At 42.1% G+C, this 19072-nt stretch carries 17 protein-coding genes and 3 pseudogenes; 8 read left to right on the top strand and 12 right to left on the bottom strand.

Annotated features, from left to right (window positions below):
* Positions 1–279: 279 nt before the first annotated feature.
* The 5 genes and pseudogenes from rplS to F6K49_RS53575 form a co-directional block, all read right to left on the bottom strand.
* Entirely contained in the window at positions 280–642 is a 363-nt protein-coding gene (rplS, locus tag F6K49_RS25970) for a 50S ribosomal protein L19 (protein ID WP_071105458.1), read from the bottom strand.
* 147 nt (positions 643–789) lie between these two features.
* On the bottom strand, positions 790–1017 hold the full coding sequence (locus F6K49_RS25965; RefSeq protein WP_293101276.1) for a hypothetical protein: 228 nt from the start codon (positions 1015–1017) through the stop codon (positions 790–792).
* A 64-nt stretch (positions 1018–1081) separates the two neighbouring features.
* A pseudogene (locus F6K49_RS25960) lies at positions 1082–1210 on the bottom strand (RNA-guided endonuclease TnpB family protein); the annotation flags it as partial.
* A gap of 205 nt (positions 1211–1415) precedes the next feature.
* A complete protein-coding gene (locus tag F6K49_RS25955) occupies positions 1416–2321 on the bottom strand; it encodes a hypothetical protein (RefSeq protein ID WP_293101273.1) in 906 nt (301 codons plus the stop codon).
* Positions 2322–2645: 324 nt separating this feature from the next.
* Entirely contained in the window at positions 2646–3095 is a 450-nt protein-coding gene (locus tag F6K49_RS53575; protein ID WP_366514230.1) for a tetratricopeptide repeat protein, read from the bottom strand.
* 471 nt (positions 3096–3566) lie between these two features.
* On the opposite strand from F6K49_RS53575, the gene F6K49_RS53570 reads away from it, so the two are divergent.
* Positions 3567–3776, top strand: coding sequence for a pentapeptide repeat-containing protein (locus tag F6K49_RS53570; protein ID WP_366514229.1), 210 nt, complete (start codon positions 3567–3569; stop codon positions 3774–3776).
* A 1149-nt stretch (positions 3777–4925) separates the two neighbouring features.
* On the opposite strand, the pseudogene F6K49_RS53565 reads toward F6K49_RS53570, so the two are convergent.
* A pseudogene (locus F6K49_RS53565) lies at positions 4926–5639 on the bottom strand (phospholipid carrier-dependent glycosyltransferase); the annotation flags it as partial.
* Between the two features lie 15 nt (positions 5640–5654).
* On the opposite strand from F6K49_RS53565, the gene F6K49_RS25945 reads away from it, so the two are divergent.
* The 3 genes from F6K49_RS25945 (at position 5655) to F6K49_RS25935 (ending at position 7667) form a co-directional block, all read left to right on the top strand.
* Positions 5655–5816: a hypothetical protein gene (locus F6K49_RS25945; protein ID WP_293101266.1), complete on the top strand. Its 162-nt coding sequence runs from the start codon at positions 5655–5657 to the stop codon at positions 5814–5816.
* Between the two features lie 183 nt (positions 5817–5999).
* Positions 6000–6290, top strand: a complete 291-nt coding sequence (locus tag F6K49_RS25940) for a helix-turn-helix transcriptional regulator (RefSeq protein WP_293101262.1) — start codon at positions 6000–6002, stop codon at positions 6288–6290.
* Positions 6291–6767: 477 nt separating this feature from the next.
* Positions 6768–7667, top strand: a complete 900-nt coding sequence (locus F6K49_RS25935) for a DUF1838 family protein (protein WP_293101260.1) — start codon at positions 6768–6770, stop codon at positions 7665–7667.
* Positions 7668–7887: 220 nt separating this feature from the next.
* On the opposite strand, the gene F6K49_RS25930 is transcribed toward F6K49_RS25935, so the two are convergent.
* The gene (locus F6K49_RS25930; protein ID WP_293101257.1) at positions 7888–9507 is read right to left on the bottom strand and encodes a glycosyltransferase family 39 protein; all 1620 of its coding nucleotides are present in this window, start codon (positions 9505–9507) and stop codon (positions 7888–7890) included.
* A gap of 505 nt (positions 9508–10012) precedes the next feature.
* Here F6K49_RS25930 and F6K49_RS25925 point away from each other — a divergent pair.
* A complete protein-coding gene (locus F6K49_RS25925; RefSeq protein ID WP_075901792.1) occupies positions 10013–10219 on the top strand; it encodes a thermonuclease family protein in 207 nt (68 codons plus the stop codon).
* Positions 10220–10244: 25 nt separating this feature from the next.
* Here the strand turns inward: F6K49_RS25925 and F6K49_RS25920 are convergent, their stop codons facing one another.
* From F6K49_RS25920 to F6K49_RS25900, 5 genes and pseudogenes are all read right to left on the bottom strand, one after another.
* Positions 10245–11006 carry a class I SAM-dependent methyltransferase gene (locus tag F6K49_RS25920; protein WP_293101253.1) on the bottom strand — a complete coding sequence of 254 codons (762 nt, stop codon included), beginning with the start codon at positions 11004–11006 and terminating at the stop codon, positions 10245–10247.
* A gap of 105 nt (positions 11007–11111) precedes the next feature.
* Positions 11112–11972 carry an AAA family ATPase gene (locus tag F6K49_RS25915; protein ID WP_293101250.1) on the bottom strand — a complete coding sequence of 287 codons (861 nt, stop codon included), beginning with the start codon at positions 11970–11972 and terminating at the stop codon, positions 11112–11114.
* Between the two features lie 50 nt (positions 11973–12022).
* Positions 12023–13192 (bottom strand): 2-isopropylmalate synthase, encoded by a 1170-nt coding sequence (locus F6K49_RS25910; protein ID WP_293101247.1) that lies wholly within the window; start codon positions 13190–13192, stop codon positions 12023–12025.
* A 78-nt stretch (positions 13193–13270) separates the two neighbouring features.
* Positions 13271–13495 (bottom strand): annotated as a pseudogene (locus tag F6K49_RS25905) (recombinase family protein); the annotation flags it as partial.
* Between the two features lie 181 nt (positions 13496–13676).
* Complete coding sequence (locus tag F6K49_RS25900) at positions 13677–14330, bottom strand: DUF1295 domain-containing protein (protein WP_293101244.1); 654 nt, start codon at positions 14328–14330, stop codon at positions 13677–13679.
* Between the two features lie 709 nt (positions 14331–15039).
* Here F6K49_RS25900 and F6K49_RS25895 point away from each other — a divergent pair.
* The 3 genes from F6K49_RS25895 to F6K49_RS25885 all read left to right on the top strand — a co-directional run bounded on the left by F6K49_RS25895 (position 15040) and on the right by F6K49_RS25885 (position 19011).
* On the top strand, positions 15040–15774 hold the full coding sequence (locus F6K49_RS25895; RefSeq protein WP_293101241.1) for a hypothetical protein: 735 nt from the start codon (positions 15040–15042) through the stop codon (positions 15772–15774).
* 699 nt (positions 15775–16473) lie between these two features.
* Positions 16474–17043: a hypothetical protein gene (locus F6K49_RS25890; RefSeq protein WP_293101238.1), complete on the top strand. Its 570-nt coding sequence runs from the start codon at positions 16474–16476 to the stop codon at positions 17041–17043.
* A 780-nt stretch (positions 17044–17823) separates the two neighbouring features.
* Complete coding sequence (locus F6K49_RS25885; protein ID WP_293101235.1) at positions 17824–19011, top strand: RNA-guided endonuclease TnpB family protein; 1188 nt, start codon at positions 17824–17826, stop codon at positions 19009–19011.
* Positions 19012–19072 lie beyond the last annotated feature (61 nt).

Raw genomic sequence — 19072 nt, 5'->3', positions numbered from 1 at the left:
TATCTCCCAAGGCCAAGATAGGTTTTGTTCCGCTCAAGGCGCATAAATCTGTGTTTAATAGAAAACGCAACCACTATCATGGTTTGCTTTGGTTTTCGGCTTCAATTCAAGGAACCAGAATGTTTTCTTTGACACTAGATTCATAATCAAAGTCTAACATATTTTTGTAGATACTGCAAGATATTTGGATAAAATCGTCAACAGTGGCTAGCCTCTCGCTTTTCTAAGTTTACCCTAATTTTGCCATTTACACCAACCTGATGCTAAACCAAAAAAAGGCTATAAACTACGGTCAAAGCGTTGTTTGATGCGAGTAGCTTTACCAACGCGATCGCGTAAGTAGTATAGCTTGGCTCGACGCACCTTGCCTCGACGGATTACTTTAATATTAGCAATTTTTGGAGAATGGAGTAGAAAAACCCGTTCCACACCAATCCCTTGGAAAATCCGGCGTACTGTAATCGTTTCATTAATGCCACCATTGCGCATGGCAATCACAGTGCCTTCATAGGGTTGAATCCGTTCCTTATTACCTTCTTTAATCCGTACCCCCACCCGCACGGTGTCACCGACATAGATGGTAGGGACGTTTTCCTTTAGTTGTTCCGCTTCAAGGGAACGAATGATTTCTTGAGCATTCATGGTTTTTGCCTAAAAGCACCAGTTTCTGATTATATCCCAAAGAAAGACTTGAAGTCTAGATTTTTTTGGGAAAAGGTAGGACTTCAGCACCACTACCTGTGTCTGTGTCTGTCTATTTCGTGTAAATAGCTGAGCTGGTAGCTGTATCTACTCTCTGTTGCTTGCTTTTTTCCCTTGAGTACTCAAACGTGCTCCTATAATACCAAGGGCTAGTAAACCTAATGTAGCAGTAGGTTCATTAACACTAGCCTCAGAGGGGCTAACCTCAGATAACACTGGATACAAGAACTGGCGACCAGCGTAGTCATCATTAACCAATGGGCTGAGGTTGGTGACTGGGTTGCCTGGAGCTATGCCTAGTCCCCGGGATTCCATGAGAATATCTACGCCTGGGGTGTCAACACCCGGATCCTGATCTGGAACTTTGACACTCCCCGGTCTAAAGACGCGGGGATTCTTTGTTCAACGACCCGACTTGCGTGGGCCAGCCGGAACCAGGAAGAGTAGAGGACAGATCTCCCAAAGCGTTTTGGTTTAATACCAGGGTTCCGGTGTGCCCCACCGTACCTTTTCAAAATCTATTTAACTAGATACTTTTTTATCTAAATCTTTCATAAACATTTAAGTCGTTAGACCCAATTACGCAATATGTACGCTCTACATATTTTTTACGTTGCCTACTTATGTTTAGATAGTATCTAGCTACTACAAAAGTTTATTGATTATACTTTTATAGTAGCACACAAGGTGCCAACTTTCAATCCCATTGTCTCTTAGAATTGCCGTCGAACGAAGGACGGGGCTTTAAACCCAATTTTTTTGGTAAATAATGAAAATGGTGAAGCGGCTGGATTGAGGGGATCGATTAGTTGGGCGATCGGGTTGCTCAATGTAGCTAGAGCTGTGGCGCTAGTACTGCCATCATAGTTGTCGTCGATAAATCTATTAGCACTGATGTCTCCTTCGATGTCCCCTAATCCAATGGCATGACCGATCTCGTGGGTCAACAATCGCCTAAAAAAGTCGAGGGTATATACTGTTCCGGCATTATTGTTGAAGGTGATATCTGCTCCGATAATGGCGCTTGAGCCTGCGTAATTTTCCGTTCCAGAGGTGAGAGTTACGGTATCGTTGATGTAATAGAAAAACGATTCACCTTGGGGTGAGGTATTTCCAGGATTCCAGAAAGTTGCATCTGTCGATGCCAACAGGTCAATTTCGGCACCATATCGGTTAACGCCTCCTCTACCGGTACCTACTACTGGTGTCTCTAAATCTGCTACAAATGACAAATCGGTACCTAAGCCAGAAACTGGGTCAACTACAGTCCAGGCGTTGAACGCAGCCTCAATGGCATTTTGAAACTCGTTGACACTAGGAAGAATATCCCAGGTGAATAAATCTCGGTAAGCTTGATAGGAACCGCCCTGTAGTGAGTATCGCAATCCGCCGTCCAAGGAACGATTTTGTCCTTGGATAGTCCTTGGAGCTGCATCCCATCGGGAGCCGCCTCCGAGTGTGCTACCAGACCGGTTAAAAATTACAAAAGCGTCAGAGCGTGCTGGGTTAGCAACTTCAATCGCGGCGAAACTCAAAACAGACCCTAGAATGGCTACTGATAGGTTTTGTGTCAGTTTGAGTAAATCAAGAGGTTGTTTATTTTTGAAGTTTGCTTTCATGAAATTGTTTGTTTTCACACATTAAAATTTAGTTGCCGGTTAGTTTATTCAACATCAACTAACCTAGTTTAAAAAATAAACTTTACTTAAATTTTTGAGGCAATTGAATTAAATTACCTCAATAAAAATACTGAAACTATAAAAATAAATCTATAAATTTTGATTTCGAAATATTAAGCGTGATTGTAAATTGGTATGAGTAACCGCAAAGACGCAAAGAACACGAAGACTAAAAAAAAATAGTCTTATTGAGACATATATTCACAATTTATTCACAATGAAATAATATTAGCGTTCCCGTAGCGTGGCCGAAAAGCCATCGCTTTAAAGTTCTAATCCCTGAATAACACTCCAAGCTTTGAACACATTACCTTGCATCAAGGCAGCTATACCAGATAGGGCTTGTAGTTCGGGAATAGTCGGATTGATTTTAAGGGCAGGTTTCAGGGCATTTTCCCCATCTTTTCCATCCCAATCATAGAGATAAACAAAGGCAAGATAAGCGTGAGCATAGGGATTTTGGGGGTCAAGTTGGGTGACTCGCTTTAATGCTGCGATCGCACCTTCTACATCTTGCTGCAATACCCTACTCAAGGCCAGAGCATAGGCCCAGTCTAGGTTATTCGGTTCTGATTCCAGCCGATAGCTTAATGCTAAATCTGCTTGTTCTAAGTAGTCCTGAATCGGATCGTACTGGTTAATGCGGGCAGTTTCTTCAAACACCGGTTCTAGGCCATTGAGTCCTTTAGGTAAATTAGTGGATAATATCCGCATTTGGGTGATTAAATCTAGTTCTGGTGCAGCTATGGGGGTAGCTGCTGGATCGATGGTCAAGGTAACCGTTGGTACTTGTATCGGATAGGTTTCGCCAGTTTGCCGATTCAGGTAAGTTGCTTTGAGGGTGTAGCTTCCAGCTGGGATATCTGCTGGGGGAAACATCGCCATCCGTTCAATGACTTGAAATTGGGAATTGGCAGGTGGTAATTGGGAAGAGTGTAGTTCTCCCATGCCAATACCATGGTCGTGTAACCATCCGTGGGTTGAAGGTTGAAGGTTAGTATCGGTTGAAGGTTGAAGGTTAGTATCGGTTGAAGGTTGAAGGTTAGTATCGGTTGAAGGTTGAAGGTTGTTTGGTTGAAGGTTAGTATCGGTTGAAGGTTGAAGGTTGTTTGGTTGAAGGTTAGTATCGGTTGTTCGCCTTTGGCGTTCCCGAAGGGTAGGTTGCAGGTTAGTATCGGTTGAACCTTGGCCAAAAGGCCACGCTTCGCGAACAACCTTCAACGGGTCAACCTTCAACGGGTCAACCTTCAACAACTGGCCAACCTTCAACTTGTTAACCTTCAACTGGCCAACCTTCAACTGGCCAACCTTCAACTGGTCAACCTTCAACTGGTCAACCTTCAACTGGCCAACCTTCAACTGGCCAACCTTCAACTCTACGGGTTGCCAGGTTAGGATAACGATGCCAGATTGTAATTGCTCCCAAGAACCAGTCCACTGATAAGTTACTGGTATAGGTACTCCAGCAGGAGATGTTTCTGGTACGGTGACTTGGTCTAATTTAACTCTGGGGCTTGAGCTGAGAGTATTGCTGTTCGCGTAGCGTGGCCTTTTGGCCAGGGAAGCATTGCCATTGAAATTAGTGGGTTTGATGGATGATTGCTCACCCACAGGCTTTATCGATAATGGTTTTACGGCTATTGGTGGCTGCTGCTTGTGATAGAGTTTCAGTTGGCTAGCATCGGGTAAGTCCCAAGTCTGGTGTAGCTCAAACTCTGACCCTTGCTCAACTTCCTGAACAATAGCTGCTTGGGATTCTGGGATTGACCCTTGGGCACCAGTTTTAGTTAGGAACCAAGAAAGCGATCGCATATCCTGTTTCACTTGTTTGGCTTGGGTTCCCACTTGACGCCCGTATACTTGGAAATTGGCTAATGCACCATAGTAATTGAAGTTGTGTTGGTTAATGTCTGGGGTTGAGGGTAATACTCCTAAGTTAGAGCGCAAGTAAGGTTGAGTCTTGATGATTTCAGCAATTACCTTTCGATGAGGCCATGGCTGTCCTAAGTAGGGAAAATGTTCTACACGGGGACTAAGTAATTGAGTCAATCCCCTACCTCCTAATGGAAATAGATTCAACATCATCAGTAGAGTTGCTAGCCCTACCGTGCTCCAACGCATCGGTTTACCCCAACGATTAGTCCAGCAGGTTAAGCCATAAGCCAGAAACAGTGATAGCACTGGAACTAATGGCAAGATATAGCGAGCATCTTTATTAATATTCAATGAACACAATAGATAACCACCCACTATGAAGACTCCTAGCCAGGTTAGTGACCAGATGGGGGGATGGGGGGATGGGAGATTGTTCGGTTTTGCGATCGCGGATTGCTTGAGCCCATACTTGAGCCCATAAATTAATAGTCCTACTATCGGTATTAACAACAGCGGCCAAGAGATCAGGTAAGGTAAGATTTTCCAGTAGTAAACCCAGGCGTCAAGGGTATTGAGGGCTGGGTCTCCTTCTGCGATCGCGGAATCAATGGTTGCTCGCTTCCCAGAGGTTAATATCAACAACCAATTAATCCGGTACCATGGACCAAATAGCAAAACTGATACCAGCAAACCCCCGATTAACTGAGCTAACCTTTGCCATTGCCTCTGCCACAGAACCCTTATCCCAGCCCAAGCGATTGGCACGAATAGAAAAAATAAGGCTGTTTGCTTAACTAGCAACGCTAATCCTAAACAAACCCCAAACCCCAACCCCCACAACCATCCTTGTCTTACTGTGGTTCGGGATAAGGGTGTCTTTGCCCTTCCCAAACTCCACCACACTGTCAGAGACCAAAAACACAAACTGACTACTGTGGTTAATGGATAATCCAGCAAAAATTCTAAACGGTAGCGATATAGTCCTGGTAACAACATGACTAAACCAGCAGCCCATAACCCTACCCGGCGGTTAAATAACACCAGCCCTAATCCATAAACTGAAGCAATTAACACTCCACTACATAAAACTAGCGCTATCGTAGCTAGTTCTGCTCCTGTTCCAAACAGCTGCTGAACCATTGCGGCAATAATATAAGTCAATGGCGGCACTTTTGAGGAAATTGCCCAAAAACTGCTCCACCACTCCCCAGAGAACCACTGAGGATGCTGCAACGCCTGCCAGTAATTCAAGGAACCAGTCAAATAATCCGCCTGGTCCCAAGCTGGGACAGAGTGATCTAGGGCAAACCAAATGCGATCGCAAAATCCACTCCCTAGCCAAATTAGTCCTAAAATTACTGGATCTCTAAAGCGTCTTTTCATAGTGGTGATTGCTGAGTGTTCAGATCAATTAGCTACAACAATCGTAAGCATTCAGCCGTCAGCCGTCAGCCGTCAGCTTATTTTATTCAAAAGCTGTTCCCTTACCCTGGCCTACGACCAATGGCACCTCAAGTAGCGTGCGTGGCACAGGCTTCGACGCTGGGAGCTAGCCCATAAGCTGTTCGGTGTAGCCCATAAGCTGATAGCTGTTAGCGTAGCGTGCGCGTAGCCCATTAGCTGAATGATTACCAACAATCCTACCTATAGTGATTGAGTAAATTGATATTGAACGGGCACTCTTGAGAAAGGGTTTATTTTAAGAAAACGCACATGTTCATACCTATGTAGAGGAGGAAGAAAATGACTAAGACTTCTGATGCGATTAAAATTCTTAACAAGAAAATTCGTACCGACCCCGAGATGGAGGCAATGGTAGCAGAAGCCTCTATAAATGCAGAGGTGGCACAGTTGATTTATGAAGCCAGAACAAAAGCGGGGTTAACCCAGAAACAGCTTGCAGAACTTGTGGGTACAAAGCAGCCTGTGATTGCACGACTCGAAGATGCTGATTATGAGGGACATTCCCTTTCTATGTTGCAAAAAATCGCTCGCGCTCTCAATCAGCGGGTAGCGATCGCGTTTATCCTCTGATCAAAAAGGGGCGATCGCGCAAAGCACATTTCCTTGGCAGGTCGATTCACAGTTTTAGCATTCAACCCGCACCAAGCCCAAGTCTCACCCGATAGGAGACCGGTCGTTGAACGCGAGACAGGAATTAATTCTAATTTTTTGGAACTTTCGCGCCTCTCTACTGTAGTAGAATAGAGAAGAATTTGCTGGACTACATAGCTTAAAAAGCTGAGGCAGCAAAAACAGATCAATTTTAAAACAAGTGGAGCCTGACGTTTTCCTCACTAGAAAACGCGCTCTGAGGGAACCCATAGTAGTACCTCGAACGGGCAAGGGTTGACCGACCTGTAGCGTTAACCGACCCTTAGATCGATGCTCCGCGAACGTTTCCTAGTTCCTCCGCGCTTTAAAAAGCGGTGCGACCCCGGCGCGAGGTTCCAACGCCCACACCGAACGCGCACCAAGAGAGACGCGGTTTACCTACTCCCGTGAAGTCAGATGAAAAATTGGGCTCAATATTTAATGGTTTTACTGCTGGTGTGTGGCATTAATTACTTCGGGAAACAATCCATTTTTGCTCAAACCAAATCCCTTGACTTAAATGAACCAAAAGATGCCCTCACCGCTTATCGGAAAATTTTTTGCTCTTTAACAGATGGAAAACCGGTGATTTACTGGTGGAAAGGTCAGGTTTATAGTCGGATTCCAGGGGAAAAAGATCGTCATTTGTTCAATATACAAGGAATGAATATTCGAGCCTGTGGTAGGGTGACCGATGAGGATGAAAATGTGGGTTATCGCTTAGTTTCCAGAGAAGTCATGTTATACCTTGACCCAGAAACAAATGAGATTTTATCAACTTGGTCTAACCCTTGGTTAAGTCGAGAAGTTAAAGTCTTTCATGTAGCCAACGATCCGGTCAATGGAAAACCTCGATTTCCTGATCAAACTAAGTTCAATGGTCTGGTTGAAAATGGTACAGTTATCCTTAATTTTGTCATTCCCTTATTTTATCCCAATGCCTTGGGAGGAGATTACCAAAATTATATTGGTGGAACGTATCATGCTATGGAAATATTCAACTACTTTCTTCCCGCTTCACAACTTATGCCTAGAACTAATAATGCTGTAGAACAAGTTAATATTTCTTGGACTCGTATTTCTAAATGGCTACCGTGGATGGAAATGGGCGACCGCCCTGGGGTGCTGATTTTTACAGGGGCGGGATTGCGTTTAAAGAGTTGGGATGATTTACCCCTGTTTTTTCAGCAGGAAATAGAAACAAATTATCCTCTGTTTAGTTCTCCTCCATCCCTCGACGATGAACGTCCGAATCAAACTTCTTGGACAACTTTTAAAGAATATATTGATAGAAAATTTATCGATCCACAAAACTAAGTTATGGCTACTTATTTTACAGAATTAACCTTTTGTTGTGTTACGCTCGGGACGCGACTATTGAATCAGTGGTAAAGTTAACTGTAATCCTTACTGGCTCTAGCTTACAGTGCGTGCAACATTGGAGTATATTTTGTGGCTCACCCTACACCCCCTACCACCTACTCGCCGCCTAACCCACCCTACACCAGGATTTAAGCAAAGTTTAACCAACAGTCTCTTAAAGCCTTAACTTTCCGAGGGGCTTAACCTTCGACTCATCAAACCACTCTATTTTAGTACTATACTTGTCCTCAAGTCCCTGTTGCAAATGATCAGAGGGATAAAAGAGAAATACATCACTAAAACCTTGAGGAATATCGGGAATATTAGGGGGAATGACTAACTGAAATTTTACCTGAGGATTTAATAAATAACTAAGAGAAATAACATCCCCAGGATTCACTGAAGAAACATTGCTAATTACCAGAGGTCGCTCAGCTTGATTAATTATTCTAGCGATGGTAGGATTGTTACCCCCAACTTGCTTGTTCCACCAGATTTCTGTTTGGGAACTAATAGCACAAGAGATAACTCCCCCTGTAAGCAGCACAGCTACTATTCCTTTCCAGACTTTCTGTATTCTTAAATTAGCCTTTATTAAAGTAGCCCTGGATAGATACCCAGTTATATACATACTAATTACATAAGCAACAGCCAGCTGTACTCCGATATAGCAAGGTATAAAATACCGACTACTTACTGAACGTCGTCCTCCCCAAATTAAGTCCGGTAAGATTAAAGCTAATGCAGTAATAACGATTAAGGTTAAAACCAGTAACCAAACTCGCTGGGTAGTATAACGACAGATAAAATAAATTGCATATCCGACAAAACTAACTAAAATTGGTGGGATTATATAGGTAAATGGATGCTCCAGTGGTATTCCAATATCAAAAAATATCAAACTGAGGTTTATCCCCCAGATTTTTACCAAAAATGATAAAGGGACTTGAATTGTTGTCCAATGGGTTTTATGCTGAATGACAGCTAAGTTAGTAACCACTACAACTAACCAAGGGGAAAAGGCTAGAAACCCTGTGCCAGATGCTATCAAATAAGCAAAAATAGTTTTATTAAAGCGAAACCGTTCTATAATAAAGACATAAATTCCATGTCCAATGGCAACAAATATAGAAAAGAGAAAGGTGTAAAGACTAAGTGCCAATGTGACACCATAGATTACCCATGACCAGATGTAGCCTGTTACTTTTCTACTATCCTTAGTTTTGCGGATAGCTCGCAACAGAGACGCGCAAGATAAGATAATAGTCAATGTCCATAGACTATATTCCCGTGCTTCTTGAGCGTAGAGCACATGAAAGGGAGATACCGCTAAAAGTGCCACAGCTACCCATCCCACTAGAGGGGATTCAAATAATTCTAAGCACAGCCAATAGATAGCTGGAAAAACCAGCAGGCTAAACAGAACAGATAAACCCCTAGGGTTATTGACAGCAGCACCAAGTAGCTGCCGCCAAAACCGCGCCATTAAATAATAGAGGGGTGGATGTTCTGGGTTTTTAGCTAAGGCATTAATAGTATCCCCTAAGTCTTTTTCAGGATTGGGATGCTGATACGTTTGTAAGTCTTCAACACCAATCACCCTACCATCAAAAACTTCCTTAATTACTTCATATCCCGTATAGCCAGAACTCCGAATTGAAGTATAAACCTCATCGTGCCAGTAGATTTTATGGTTTAGATTGAAGCAGCGGAAGAAGATTCCTAGCAGTAAAAGGACGATAATTAAAAATCGCCATCTTAGGTAAAAACACTGCTTAGATGGTTTCGTCATCATATCTTAAATTGGTGCTTGGGATTCCATTCACCAGTATTTTAGATAGAAAGGTGTTAGGTTAATGGTTTTTGTATTTAATTCCTAACGTCTACTCCCTACTCCCCTGACTGCCTGACAGAAGTGCTCGAAAGCCTACAAGAACGGGATCTTTAAAAGCTCAGCTTATGCCCGCACTCGGACTAGGAGCTGTAGCTCTCCAAAACAGCACTACTCTTTGTCTGGCCGTACAACTTGCACCGCTTGCGTCAACAAGTTGTTCGCGTAGCGTGACCAAAGGTCAATCCCCATTGGCGGCGAGGTATCAGTTATCTCAAAATAGGTCTACGCTGGCTCAAGGGGGTTCACGAACATTGGACGCCAATTGTTAACCCCTGTGTTCAAGTTACCCCGCGACCCGCAACCAAGCTTTGCTTCTTTGAAGGCTGAGCAGCATTACTACGACCGAATCTGGTTTACTCGTATTCCCTCGAAGCACTGCACCCCTTGATCACTGCCATTTTCCAAGATGTGTCAGGCAGTCAGCATCATCACCACCGACCGTTATGGTCGTTCTGTTGCTGAGGTGTGGAACAGCGGCGGTTTAGTTCAAAGCCGTCTTGTTCACTTGGGATTGGTTTATCCCTATGAGCAGTACAAGTCAGATTGTCCCAGTTGGGATATTGTTAAGCGGGGTGAGGAGTATGCGATCGCACTTATTTCCCAACAACTCTAATATTTATCGGGCACCGACAGAAATTTTAATTTATCCGACCAACTCTCATGTGTAATGGCCATTGAAATAAAATTTTCCTCTCGGGATCGCCCCAAGCCTTGACTAGACGCTTGGAGAATTCTAACATTGGTTCGTGGGATTGAACATAAATCATTTTTTGAACAGCAGACACACTATTCAAATATCCAAGGAATTCTTCCATGTTCCATTGGCATTCCATTGTGAAAAGAGGTGTTTTTAACTCAGCAAAAGGGAAAGGAATGGTTTGATACTTTTGAATAAGTAGTTTTATTTCTTCAGCTCCAAACTTGTCAAAGACAGTAGTAAAAAAATCTCTCAACATTTGCTTCAAATGTTCTTCTTCTCGGAGCAAATGAAAATACCAGTATCCCCAGATAGCAATAATTCCTCCAGGCTTAGAAATCCGCTGAACTTCCTGATAAAATTGTTCCATATTAAACCAATGAACTGCTTCGGCAACAGTTATTAAATCTATAGATTGATTCGCTAGCCCAACTTTTTCTGCAACTGCCAAAGAATATTTAATCTTATCATGATGAAATGCATAACTAATTTGCTTTTCGCTAGCATCTGTAGCATAAATTTTTTGAAAATAAGATGTTAATCCCAAGGCTACTTGACCATTACCAGTTGCACAATCCCAAGCAGCTTTACATTCGGTGACTTGAGTAGCTAAATACTCGAATAAAGCTTCTGGATAATGAGGTCTATAGTTTGCATAATTATCTGCTTGCTTCGAGAAATAGTCCTTAAATTGTTTGACCAAGTTTCTTCTCCTACGAACTTTCGCTCTCCTCCGACGCCAAGACCCGCCGGTTCAGTATTCTCAGCAACCCGGTTTCTTAACCGATGCTCTAGCTTGATGATACCCTCAACCAGACGAGAGAAAACACTGAACCTCTTGTGCAATCAAGTGAGGAGCATAGCCAGTTGTATTAATGAACAGAGTTCGACTTGGGGCTAAATCTTCTAAAATGGATCTAGTTTCGTATGGATTATAGTTGCATTTTTCTGCAACAATAATCTTTAAGCAATCTCGTAAGTCATGTATGGAAAAGTAACCTTTATTCACTTTGGCTAGGATCTCTTGTGTTTGTTCATGGGCAAAAAGATTGGTATCCTCTGGTATCCCTAATTCAGCAAAACTACTAATTTTATTTTCATTGTAATTATATTTTCTTGGGCTAGATTGCGCAATGCGATCAAACAAATCCCTACGAGTTAACAGGCGTTCCAATCGGACATAGTTAGGAGCTTCCAAAACTAAAAACTGAGCTTTTGGTAGAATTTTGATTGCGTATTTTACCTCCTGCTTTCCTCGCAAACCATCAAAAAGTAGCGGAAAGCAAAGTTGAGACGGATTAATCTGTAATTTGCTCAAAATATGGACTATTCCCTCAGGAAAAAGTTGCTTATAGCGACGGGTATAGGAGAAGCGTGTAACACGGCAGGTAATATCATCTTCTTTTTCTGCTCCATCGATCTGCATGACCGTCGGAATAATAAATTTATCAGTTAAAGTACGACGATTAGGAAACAGCGTAAAGTTTAGCTCTGTATCGGATAAAGCATTGATAAGTGTACTTTTACCGACTCCCGTCAACCCAACTAAAATAAACAAGGGCTGTTCAACAAGCGGCAGCCAGCCATCAACCGCTGATAATCCGTATCTAATCCCAGAGCTCAACTCTATAGACTCTATAGACTCAGTTTGTTTTTGGTTTAACGGCATTATTAGTAAACTGTTCTAGACCTAAGCATTCTTCACTCAAAGTGAGAAGATTATTCACAATTCTCAAAAGCAAAACATTGATTAACTATGTGGGGCAATTCGTTGTCAATATCAATACCAGTCCCTCGTTTAGCCAGCACTTTAACCTCATTGAGAATGCAATTCATGAAAACCCTATTATTGGTCAATCCCTCTTGACCAATTTGTTCCAGAGCTAACTCAACTGAAGCTCTGCCCGATTGCATTCCTAAAGCTAAGTTATTTTTGTTTGTAAAACTAGCAATATCTAAACTTTGGTAAAGCATCGGATCTTTAGCAATTGCTTTGACGTGAACCCCAGCATAGTGAGTGAACGCATTTTTTCCCATAATGGGTAAAATAGGCGGAATTGAAATATGGGAATATTCACTCACAATATGGTATAGATCCTTAAGATAGTTAAACTCCCAAGGCAATTCTGATTCAACCATCTCGCCCAAATTGACCAACAATGTTGCTAAATCAACAATACCAGCACGTTCTCCTAACCCCATCACAGTTACATCGATAATGTCTGCTCCAGCCTGGTAAGCATCAAGAGCATTAGCCAGTGCTAAACCTCTATCATTGTGACAATGAACAGCAATTTTCGGATATAGCTGTTGTCCAGCTAGTTTTTCCTTCAAAGTTTTGACAAAATACGAGTAACTGCGATCGTTCTTAAATGGAGTAGCATATCCTGTTGTGTCTGCGATGCTAATAATATCTGCGCCTGCTTGTACCGCAGCGCTTGCTACTTCAATAACTTGTTCGATTGAGGTACGTGTCGTATCTTCTGGTGTATAGCGAATTAATAGGTTTGGGTTTTGTGCTTTGGCATAGCCAATAACTTCCACCACTTGCTCAATGGCATTTTCGATTGTAATTTGGTAGTCACGCTCTAAACGGTGATTGGCAACACTCAGGAAGATACCCAAAAAATCGATTTTACAATCTAATGCTTTTTGAACATGATCGATGCGACAAAGAGAGTGAGCACCAATCTTAGCATTCAATCCCGCATTATAAACCAAGGCTACAGCTTCACAAATTTCAGGATCAACAGCAGGATTTCCTACTTCAATAATATCAATACCAATTCGATCTAAAAGTTGAGCAATTAATAACTTAGTTTCAGGGGAAAAATAAACACCAGGAGTTTGTTCTCCTTCTCTTAGGGTAGAGTCAAGAACCTGCAACATTACGTGACAAAATCTCCTTTTCTGGTAATTAACTAAGCTTAGTCAAAACTTGCTTCCAGGCTTGAGGGCATTATAGAATTAAATGCAGTCGTTTTCAATATGAGCATGGAAAATCAGTTTACCACTACTGGAGTCAGTGGCAATGGCTTCTGTGAGGCTTTGTAGCTCGATGCCTCTGTTAGACAGAGTTTCGACCATCTCAATCAAATCTTTGAGTGAGCGTCCCAACCGGTCTAAACGCCACACCACCAGTACATCTCCAGTTCGGGCGATGGATAGGGCTTGTTGTAAACCGGGTCTGGCAGCATTACTACGACCGAATCTGGTTTACTCGTATTCGCTCGAAGCACTGCACCCCTTGATGACTGCCATTTTCCAAGATGTGTCAGGCAGTCAGCCTACTCCCTACTCCCTACTCCCTACAACCCAGGGGTTTGTACTTCACCGAATTGAGAAATGCTATAATATATGACTACCTCGTTTTTTAAGCAAAATCTGGATCGTTTGGATTGGAAGTAGTAGGTAAAAATAGCTGTGGTAGTAGTAGTCCAGAATTAGCCTTGTAGTCAGCAAACTCTGGATAGCGGGAGAGAGACTTATCTTTTTTGAGCATATTGGAAATCCATATACCTGCCATAAAACCTGCCAGAATCACAAAGGGTAGCCAGTGCTGAGCTAGCATGGCAAAAGCAGAGTAGGTCAGGATTTCTCCCAAGTAGTTTGTATTTCGACAGCGAGCAAAGAATCCTTCTTTGATTAATCCAGAACGATACTTGAGAGTATAGTATTTCTGGGCATCACTGGCATAGGGTCGAAAGACTCCTATGACATTAATGGAAATGGCAGCAGCTACCAGGGGTAAGGGAGGCTGAGAACCACTGCTGATCAGAATAAAGGGAGCAACCCAGTAGAGCATTAGTATTCCGAAGCCAAGAATTCCGATGCCAATCGGTATTTCTTGCTCCCACTGCTTGTCTGGATAGATACGGTCTTTGAGTAGCCACATCACCCCATAGGTCCCATGGAGGGCTAGGTAAACCCATGGACCAAGGGTGAAATTCTGGTAGAAAACCATTAATCCCAGCACTACTGGAGCGGTAAGTGCTTTGTGGAGATTGATGAAGTGCTTGCTTTTCATAGGTAGGGTGTCTTCTACATTAAAGGCTTGCTAAGTCACTACCGTAATTCTACGGAAATTTGTGATCGTTTTTCCAAAATTAACGGCTCTATCAGTGGATTGAAATTAGTGTTCAGGAGTAAGTGACTAAGTACCTGGACATAAATTATATTAACTGTGTTAACTTTGTTAAAGTTCCTCAATTCCTTGCTGTTCAAAGTTTCCAGTTCTATATTTTAGAATTTACATAGTCAAAATTAATTGCCTACGACTACTTATATTAAAGGGAATATCACTACCGTAATTATACGTAAACTTGTTATTTTTTTTCATTAAAAATTCAGGAATATAAATTTAATAAAAATGATTTTTTGTCTCAATATATACTTTCTGGTATCATAATAGTTTATTAAAATAATTCGCGTATTTATCAGTAATTTGTATTAAAAATAGTCTGATTAATGCAATGATGATTTATGATTAAATATAAGCTTTTAATTTGATTTGTGAACAAAAGACCATCTTGAAATAATAATTTAAGCTAGTTTTGCGTTCACGAATCATTTAGAAACGCTATAGCAGTTCTCCATCGGGTGAGGTACTTTCCTCCTTAGTTTTAGGGAGCAGGGAGTAGGGACTTCGGAGCAAGAAATAAAATTTAGATTTACCTTACGCTTACTAGGAAACGCTATAGATCAGGTTTACTCAAGTAAAGCAATTTTAAAATGTTATGTTGATTATTGCTCAAGAAGCAGCCACTCAACAGATTGAGTGGCTGGATAAATCTACAATTATTTTCCAAAATAAACTATTCACTAGAGGTTTTGATATTTCTCCAAATTATTTTCAAAAAGCATTAAAGTTTTGTTGTTGCCAAATATCTGAGGAATCTCCGCCTCTGTATTTGGTTTTAGAACATCCGCATTATCTGACAATTTGGATTGAGCAAAAAGAGGTAACTTTAGCGAACGAAGGTTATAGTTTATCAATAAATAGTGCTCAACCTAACTCCACTGATTATTTATCACTAAGAGCAGCTAGATCTGAAGCGGAAACTCCTAGACATCTTGATGGTGAACAATCCAGAAATCATAACCAGTTACCTAGGCCAGTTTTAACTGATTCACTCCCGGAAGATGTTTCAGTTTCCGAAGCTTCGATAGTTACTGAAAACACCGGATACTGCTACAATTCAACAGAATCTGATTCCCTGGCACATCCAAAAGTACCTACTGGTAATCTCAATCAGCAGCAAGAAATTACCGAATCTGAATTCCACGTGCATCCTAGGTGTCAGCAAATTACTCAGCAATCTCTTATACGGCTGTCTAAAAAGAAATATCGAGGGATTTATTACCAGGACCAAGATATCTTGAGCCAGCTACCGGAATCGGAGTTATCTCCCAATTCTAAGGCATTGGATCAAAAAGGGTCTAAAAAAACCTATCGAGGGGTTCCTTATTAAGTTTGATTGTAGGCAATTGCGCGATGCGCACCCTACGCGAACAGACTTATAGTAGTTCTCAATTCCGTGAGGGACTTTCGTCCTGGGTTAATGGGAGTAGGGAGTAGGGAGTAGGGAGTAGGGAGTAGGGAACTCAGAAGTGGGAAAAGTTTTGTGTACTTGATTAACTAATTATTTGAATGGAGAATATTATGATCACATACCCAATGACCAAGAGAGAAATGTAGCGATTTCTGGAAGCGATGCAGCAAGGGAACAAGGGGTTCCCACGGGGCTTTCAAGGTGCGGACGCAGGTGACCCACGCAGCCCTTCCCCACTCGCTATTGCCGTGGTTTCCCCACTCGCTATTGCATCAAGACAGGGGACACAATCAAGGTTGGGTTAATTGTCAAATTAGCTACATTTTTTGGTTTACAATTAACTTTATTTGTGTTATGATTATAAATTGATTGAATGCATCCTAAATACTTTGTCTTGACCCACATAGGCGTGAAACCGTTAATTGATTGGGCAAGACTGCAGCTTGATGCCCAAAATCCCATGATTAATGACATAAATTTTCAGTAGATTGGGTCAAGGATGTAGCCAAATCTGCGACGCAATTGACTACATTTTTCTATTGACACTTCCAGAGCAAAATTGCCACAATCTCACCAGCTATTTCCAAAGATAGATCAAGTCGGGAGTAAACTACCCAAATGTTAATAATTGATCAAGAAAAGAGTAATCCAGAGATTCAGTGGTTGGATGAATGTACAATTATTTTCCAAAATAAACAATTCACTCGAGGTTTAGATATTGCCCCAAATGCTTACCAAAAAGCGTTCAATTTTTGTTTTTCTAAACTATCTGAACAATCTCAGCCTCTGTGTTTGATTTTGAAAAATCCCCATTATTTGACGGTTTGGATTGAGCAACAAGGGGTGAGTTTAACCGATGAAGCAGAAGCTTCACCAATCAATAGCCCCCAACCGGAAGCGAGATTTCCTGACACTCTTGATGGTGAACCAACCACAAATCATAACCAACTCCCTGTATCAGGTTTAGCTGATTCACTGTCAAAATCTGAAACATGTTCAGAAACTCCAATCATCACTCAAAACCCCCGATACTGGTACAATCCGACAGAATCTGAGTCTCTGGCAACTCCAAAAGTACCTACTGGTAATCTCAATCAGGAGCAAGAGATTCCGGAATCTGAATTCCACGTGCATCCTAGGTGTCAGCAAATTACGGAGCAATCTCTTAAACGGCTGTCTAACAAGTAATATCGAGGGATTTCTTACCAAGAGCAAGATGTCTTGAGCCAGCTACCGAAATCACAGTTATCTCCCAATTAGGCATTGGATCAAAAACGGTCTAAAAAACCTATCGAGGGGTTCCTTTCCGTGAGAGACTTATATAGCGCTACGCTTAGCGTCAGAAGTTAGAACTCAGAAGTCAGAAGTAAGCTATGACTAAGTTTCCGAGTTTAGGAGCGATGCAGCGCGGTCTTGGGGGTTTCCCCCATGAGCGACTGCATCAAGACAATGTTAAACATCTTAATGCGTAGTGCTATATCATGTCAGGATAATTACCCTTAATAAAAATCTCCCGATCTCCCCATCTCCCCACACCTCCCACCCTCCCCACACCTCCCACCCTCCCCACCCTCTCCTTAATTATGGGTATTCAACCAGACTTGATATTACGCCCTGGGTTGCGCGGGAGTAGGGAGTAGGGAGTAGGGAGTAGGGAAGTCCCAAGTGAGAAGTCAGAAGAGGGAAAAGTTTTGTGTACTTGATTAACTAATTATAAAAATCCCCAAAGCCGAAAACCCCGTGTTTTTAAACCGGGGATGAAGGCTCGCAGCGACTTTAGTCGCCGTGAGAAAAATATTCTTGGAAAATCCGGAATCTTATTCTGAATGTAGAATAAAGGAAGGAAAAGTTGAGGTCAGAGACGCGCGCCTTAGAATAGGGTCGCCTTTATGGTTGGTCGGCTATGCGAAAAGGGTTAAAACTGTTTGATTAAGGCTCCACTATTCTTACGGTAACTTTAAGAAACTGATGATCATTTTAGAGTTCAAAGCGAAAGGAAAGAAACACCAATACTCCGCTATTGATGAGGCTATTCGGACGGTTCAGTTCATCAGGAATAGCTGCCTCAGATATTGGATAGATAATAAAGGGGTTAACAAATTTGACCTCAATAAGTACAGTGCTGTACTTGCTAAAAAATTTCCTTTTGCCAATGAGTTGAACTCTACAGCTCGACAGTCTAGTGCTGAAAGAGCATGGTCATCAATTGTTAGGTTTTTTGACAACTGTAAAAAGAAAGTGCCTGGCAAGAAAGGTTTTCCTGGATTTCAGAAAAACTGCCGCTCAGTGGAGTATAAACAGTCTGGATGGAAACTATCCCCTGACAAGAAGTCAATAACGTTTAGTGACAAAAAAGGGATCGGAAAACTGAAACTCAAGGGTACATGGGATTTGTGGCGCGAGACCGCGAAGCAAATAAAGCGAGTTCGTATAGTTCGCCGGGCTGATGGGTACTATGTCCAGTTTTGTGTTTCAGTTGATATCAAGGAAGAATTAGAGCCAACTGGGGCAGCTATTGGCTTGGATGTTGGACTAAAAGATTTCTACACTGATTCTACTGGAAAGACTGAATCAAATCCCCGTTTTTACAGGACGGGAGAAAAGCGTATTAAGTTCTATCAGCGCAGAGTTTCTAGAAAAAAGAAAGGCTCATCCAATCGTAAAAAAGCGGTGAATAGACTAGGTAGGCAGCACCTTAAAATAAGTAGGCAACGTGAAGAACATGCGAAGAGACTCGCACGTTGCGTAATCCGGTCTAACGACCTGGTCGCCTATGAAGATTTAAGGGTTAAGAACCTGGTTAAGAATCACTGTCTTGCCAAGTCTATTAACGATGCAGGTTGGTATCAGTTTAGGAAATGGTTGGAGCATTTCGGCACCAAGTTTGGCAAAATAACTGTTGCGGTTAATCCTGCCTATACTAGCCAGAACTGCTCTGACTGTGGTGAAGTGGTCAAGAAATCTCTATCAACTAGAACCCATACTTGCAAGTGCGGATGCCAGTTAGATAGAGACCACAATGCCGCAATAAACATCCTTAAAAGAGCCTTAGGTACGGTGGGGCACACCGGAACCTGGATCATTGATCCGAACGCTTCAGGAGAGTGCGATTCGTTGGCTAGAAACCTTGCCCTAAAAAAAAGCTTGGAGGATTAGCCGCCTGGTCAGGAAACTGAACCATGACAACTTGATAACCATGATGGTGCAAGACCATCCC

Source organism: Moorena sp. SIO3I6 (assembly GCF_010672095.1).
Note: the sequence above shows the minus strand (reverse complement) of the source record. Positions and strands in the feature narration are given on the sequence as shown.

Excerpts from the sequence above, each read along its gene's own strand:
- rplS (WP_071105458.1), bottom strand. The coding sequence starts at position 642 with ATGAATGCTCAAGAAATCATTCGTTCCCTTGAAGCGGAACAACTAAAG.
- F6K49_RS25965 (WP_293101276.1), bottom strand. The coding sequence starts at position 1,017 with ATGGAATCCCGGGGACTAGGCATAGCTCCAGGCAACCCAGTCACCAAC.
- F6K49_RS25915 (WP_293101250.1), bottom strand. The coding sequence starts at position 11,972 with ATGCCGTTAAACCAAAAACAAACTGAGTCTATAGAGTCTATAGAGTTG.
- F6K49_RS25935 (WP_293101260.1), top strand. The coding sequence starts at position 6,768 with ATGAAAAATTGGGCTCAATATTTAATGGTTTTACTGCTGGTGTGTGGC.
- F6K49_RS25885 (WP_293101235.1), top strand. The coding sequence starts at position 17,824 with ATGATCATTTTAGAGTTCAAAGCGAAAGGAAAGAAACACCAATACTCC.
- F6K49_RS25940 (WP_293101262.1), top strand. The coding sequence starts at position 6,000 with ATGACTAAGACTTCTGATGCGATTAAAATTCTTAACAAGAAAATTCGT.
- F6K49_RS25895 (WP_293101241.1), top strand. The coding sequence starts at position 15,040 with ATGTTGATTATTGCTCAAGAAGCAGCCACTCAACAGATTGAGTGGCTG.
- F6K49_RS25930 (WP_293101257.1), bottom strand. The coding sequence starts at position 9,507 with ATGATGACGAAACCATCTAAGCAGTGTTTTTACCTAAGATGGCGATTT.
- F6K49_RS25955 (WP_293101273.1), bottom strand. The coding sequence starts at position 2,321 with ATGAAAGCAAACTTCAAAAATAAACAACCTCTTGATTTACTCAAACTG.
- F6K49_RS25925 (WP_075901792.1), top strand. The coding sequence starts at position 10,013 with ATGTGTCAGGCAGTCAGCATCATCACCACCGACCGTTATGGTCGTTCT.
- F6K49_RS25900 (WP_293101244.1), bottom strand. The coding sequence starts at position 14,330 with ATGAAAAGCAAGCACTTCATCAATCTCCACAAAGCACTTACCGCTCCA.
- F6K49_RS25910 (WP_293101247.1), bottom strand. The coding sequence starts at position 13,192 with ATGTTGCAGGTTCTTGACTCTACCCTAAGAGAAGGAGAACAAACTCCT.
- F6K49_RS53575 (WP_366514230.1), bottom strand. The coding sequence starts at position 3,095 with ATGCGGATATTATCCACTAATTTACCTAAAGGACTCAATGGCCTAGAA.
- F6K49_RS25890 (WP_293101238.1), top strand. The coding sequence starts at position 16,474 with ATGTTAATAATTGATCAAGAAAAGAGTAATCCAGAGATTCAGTGGTTG.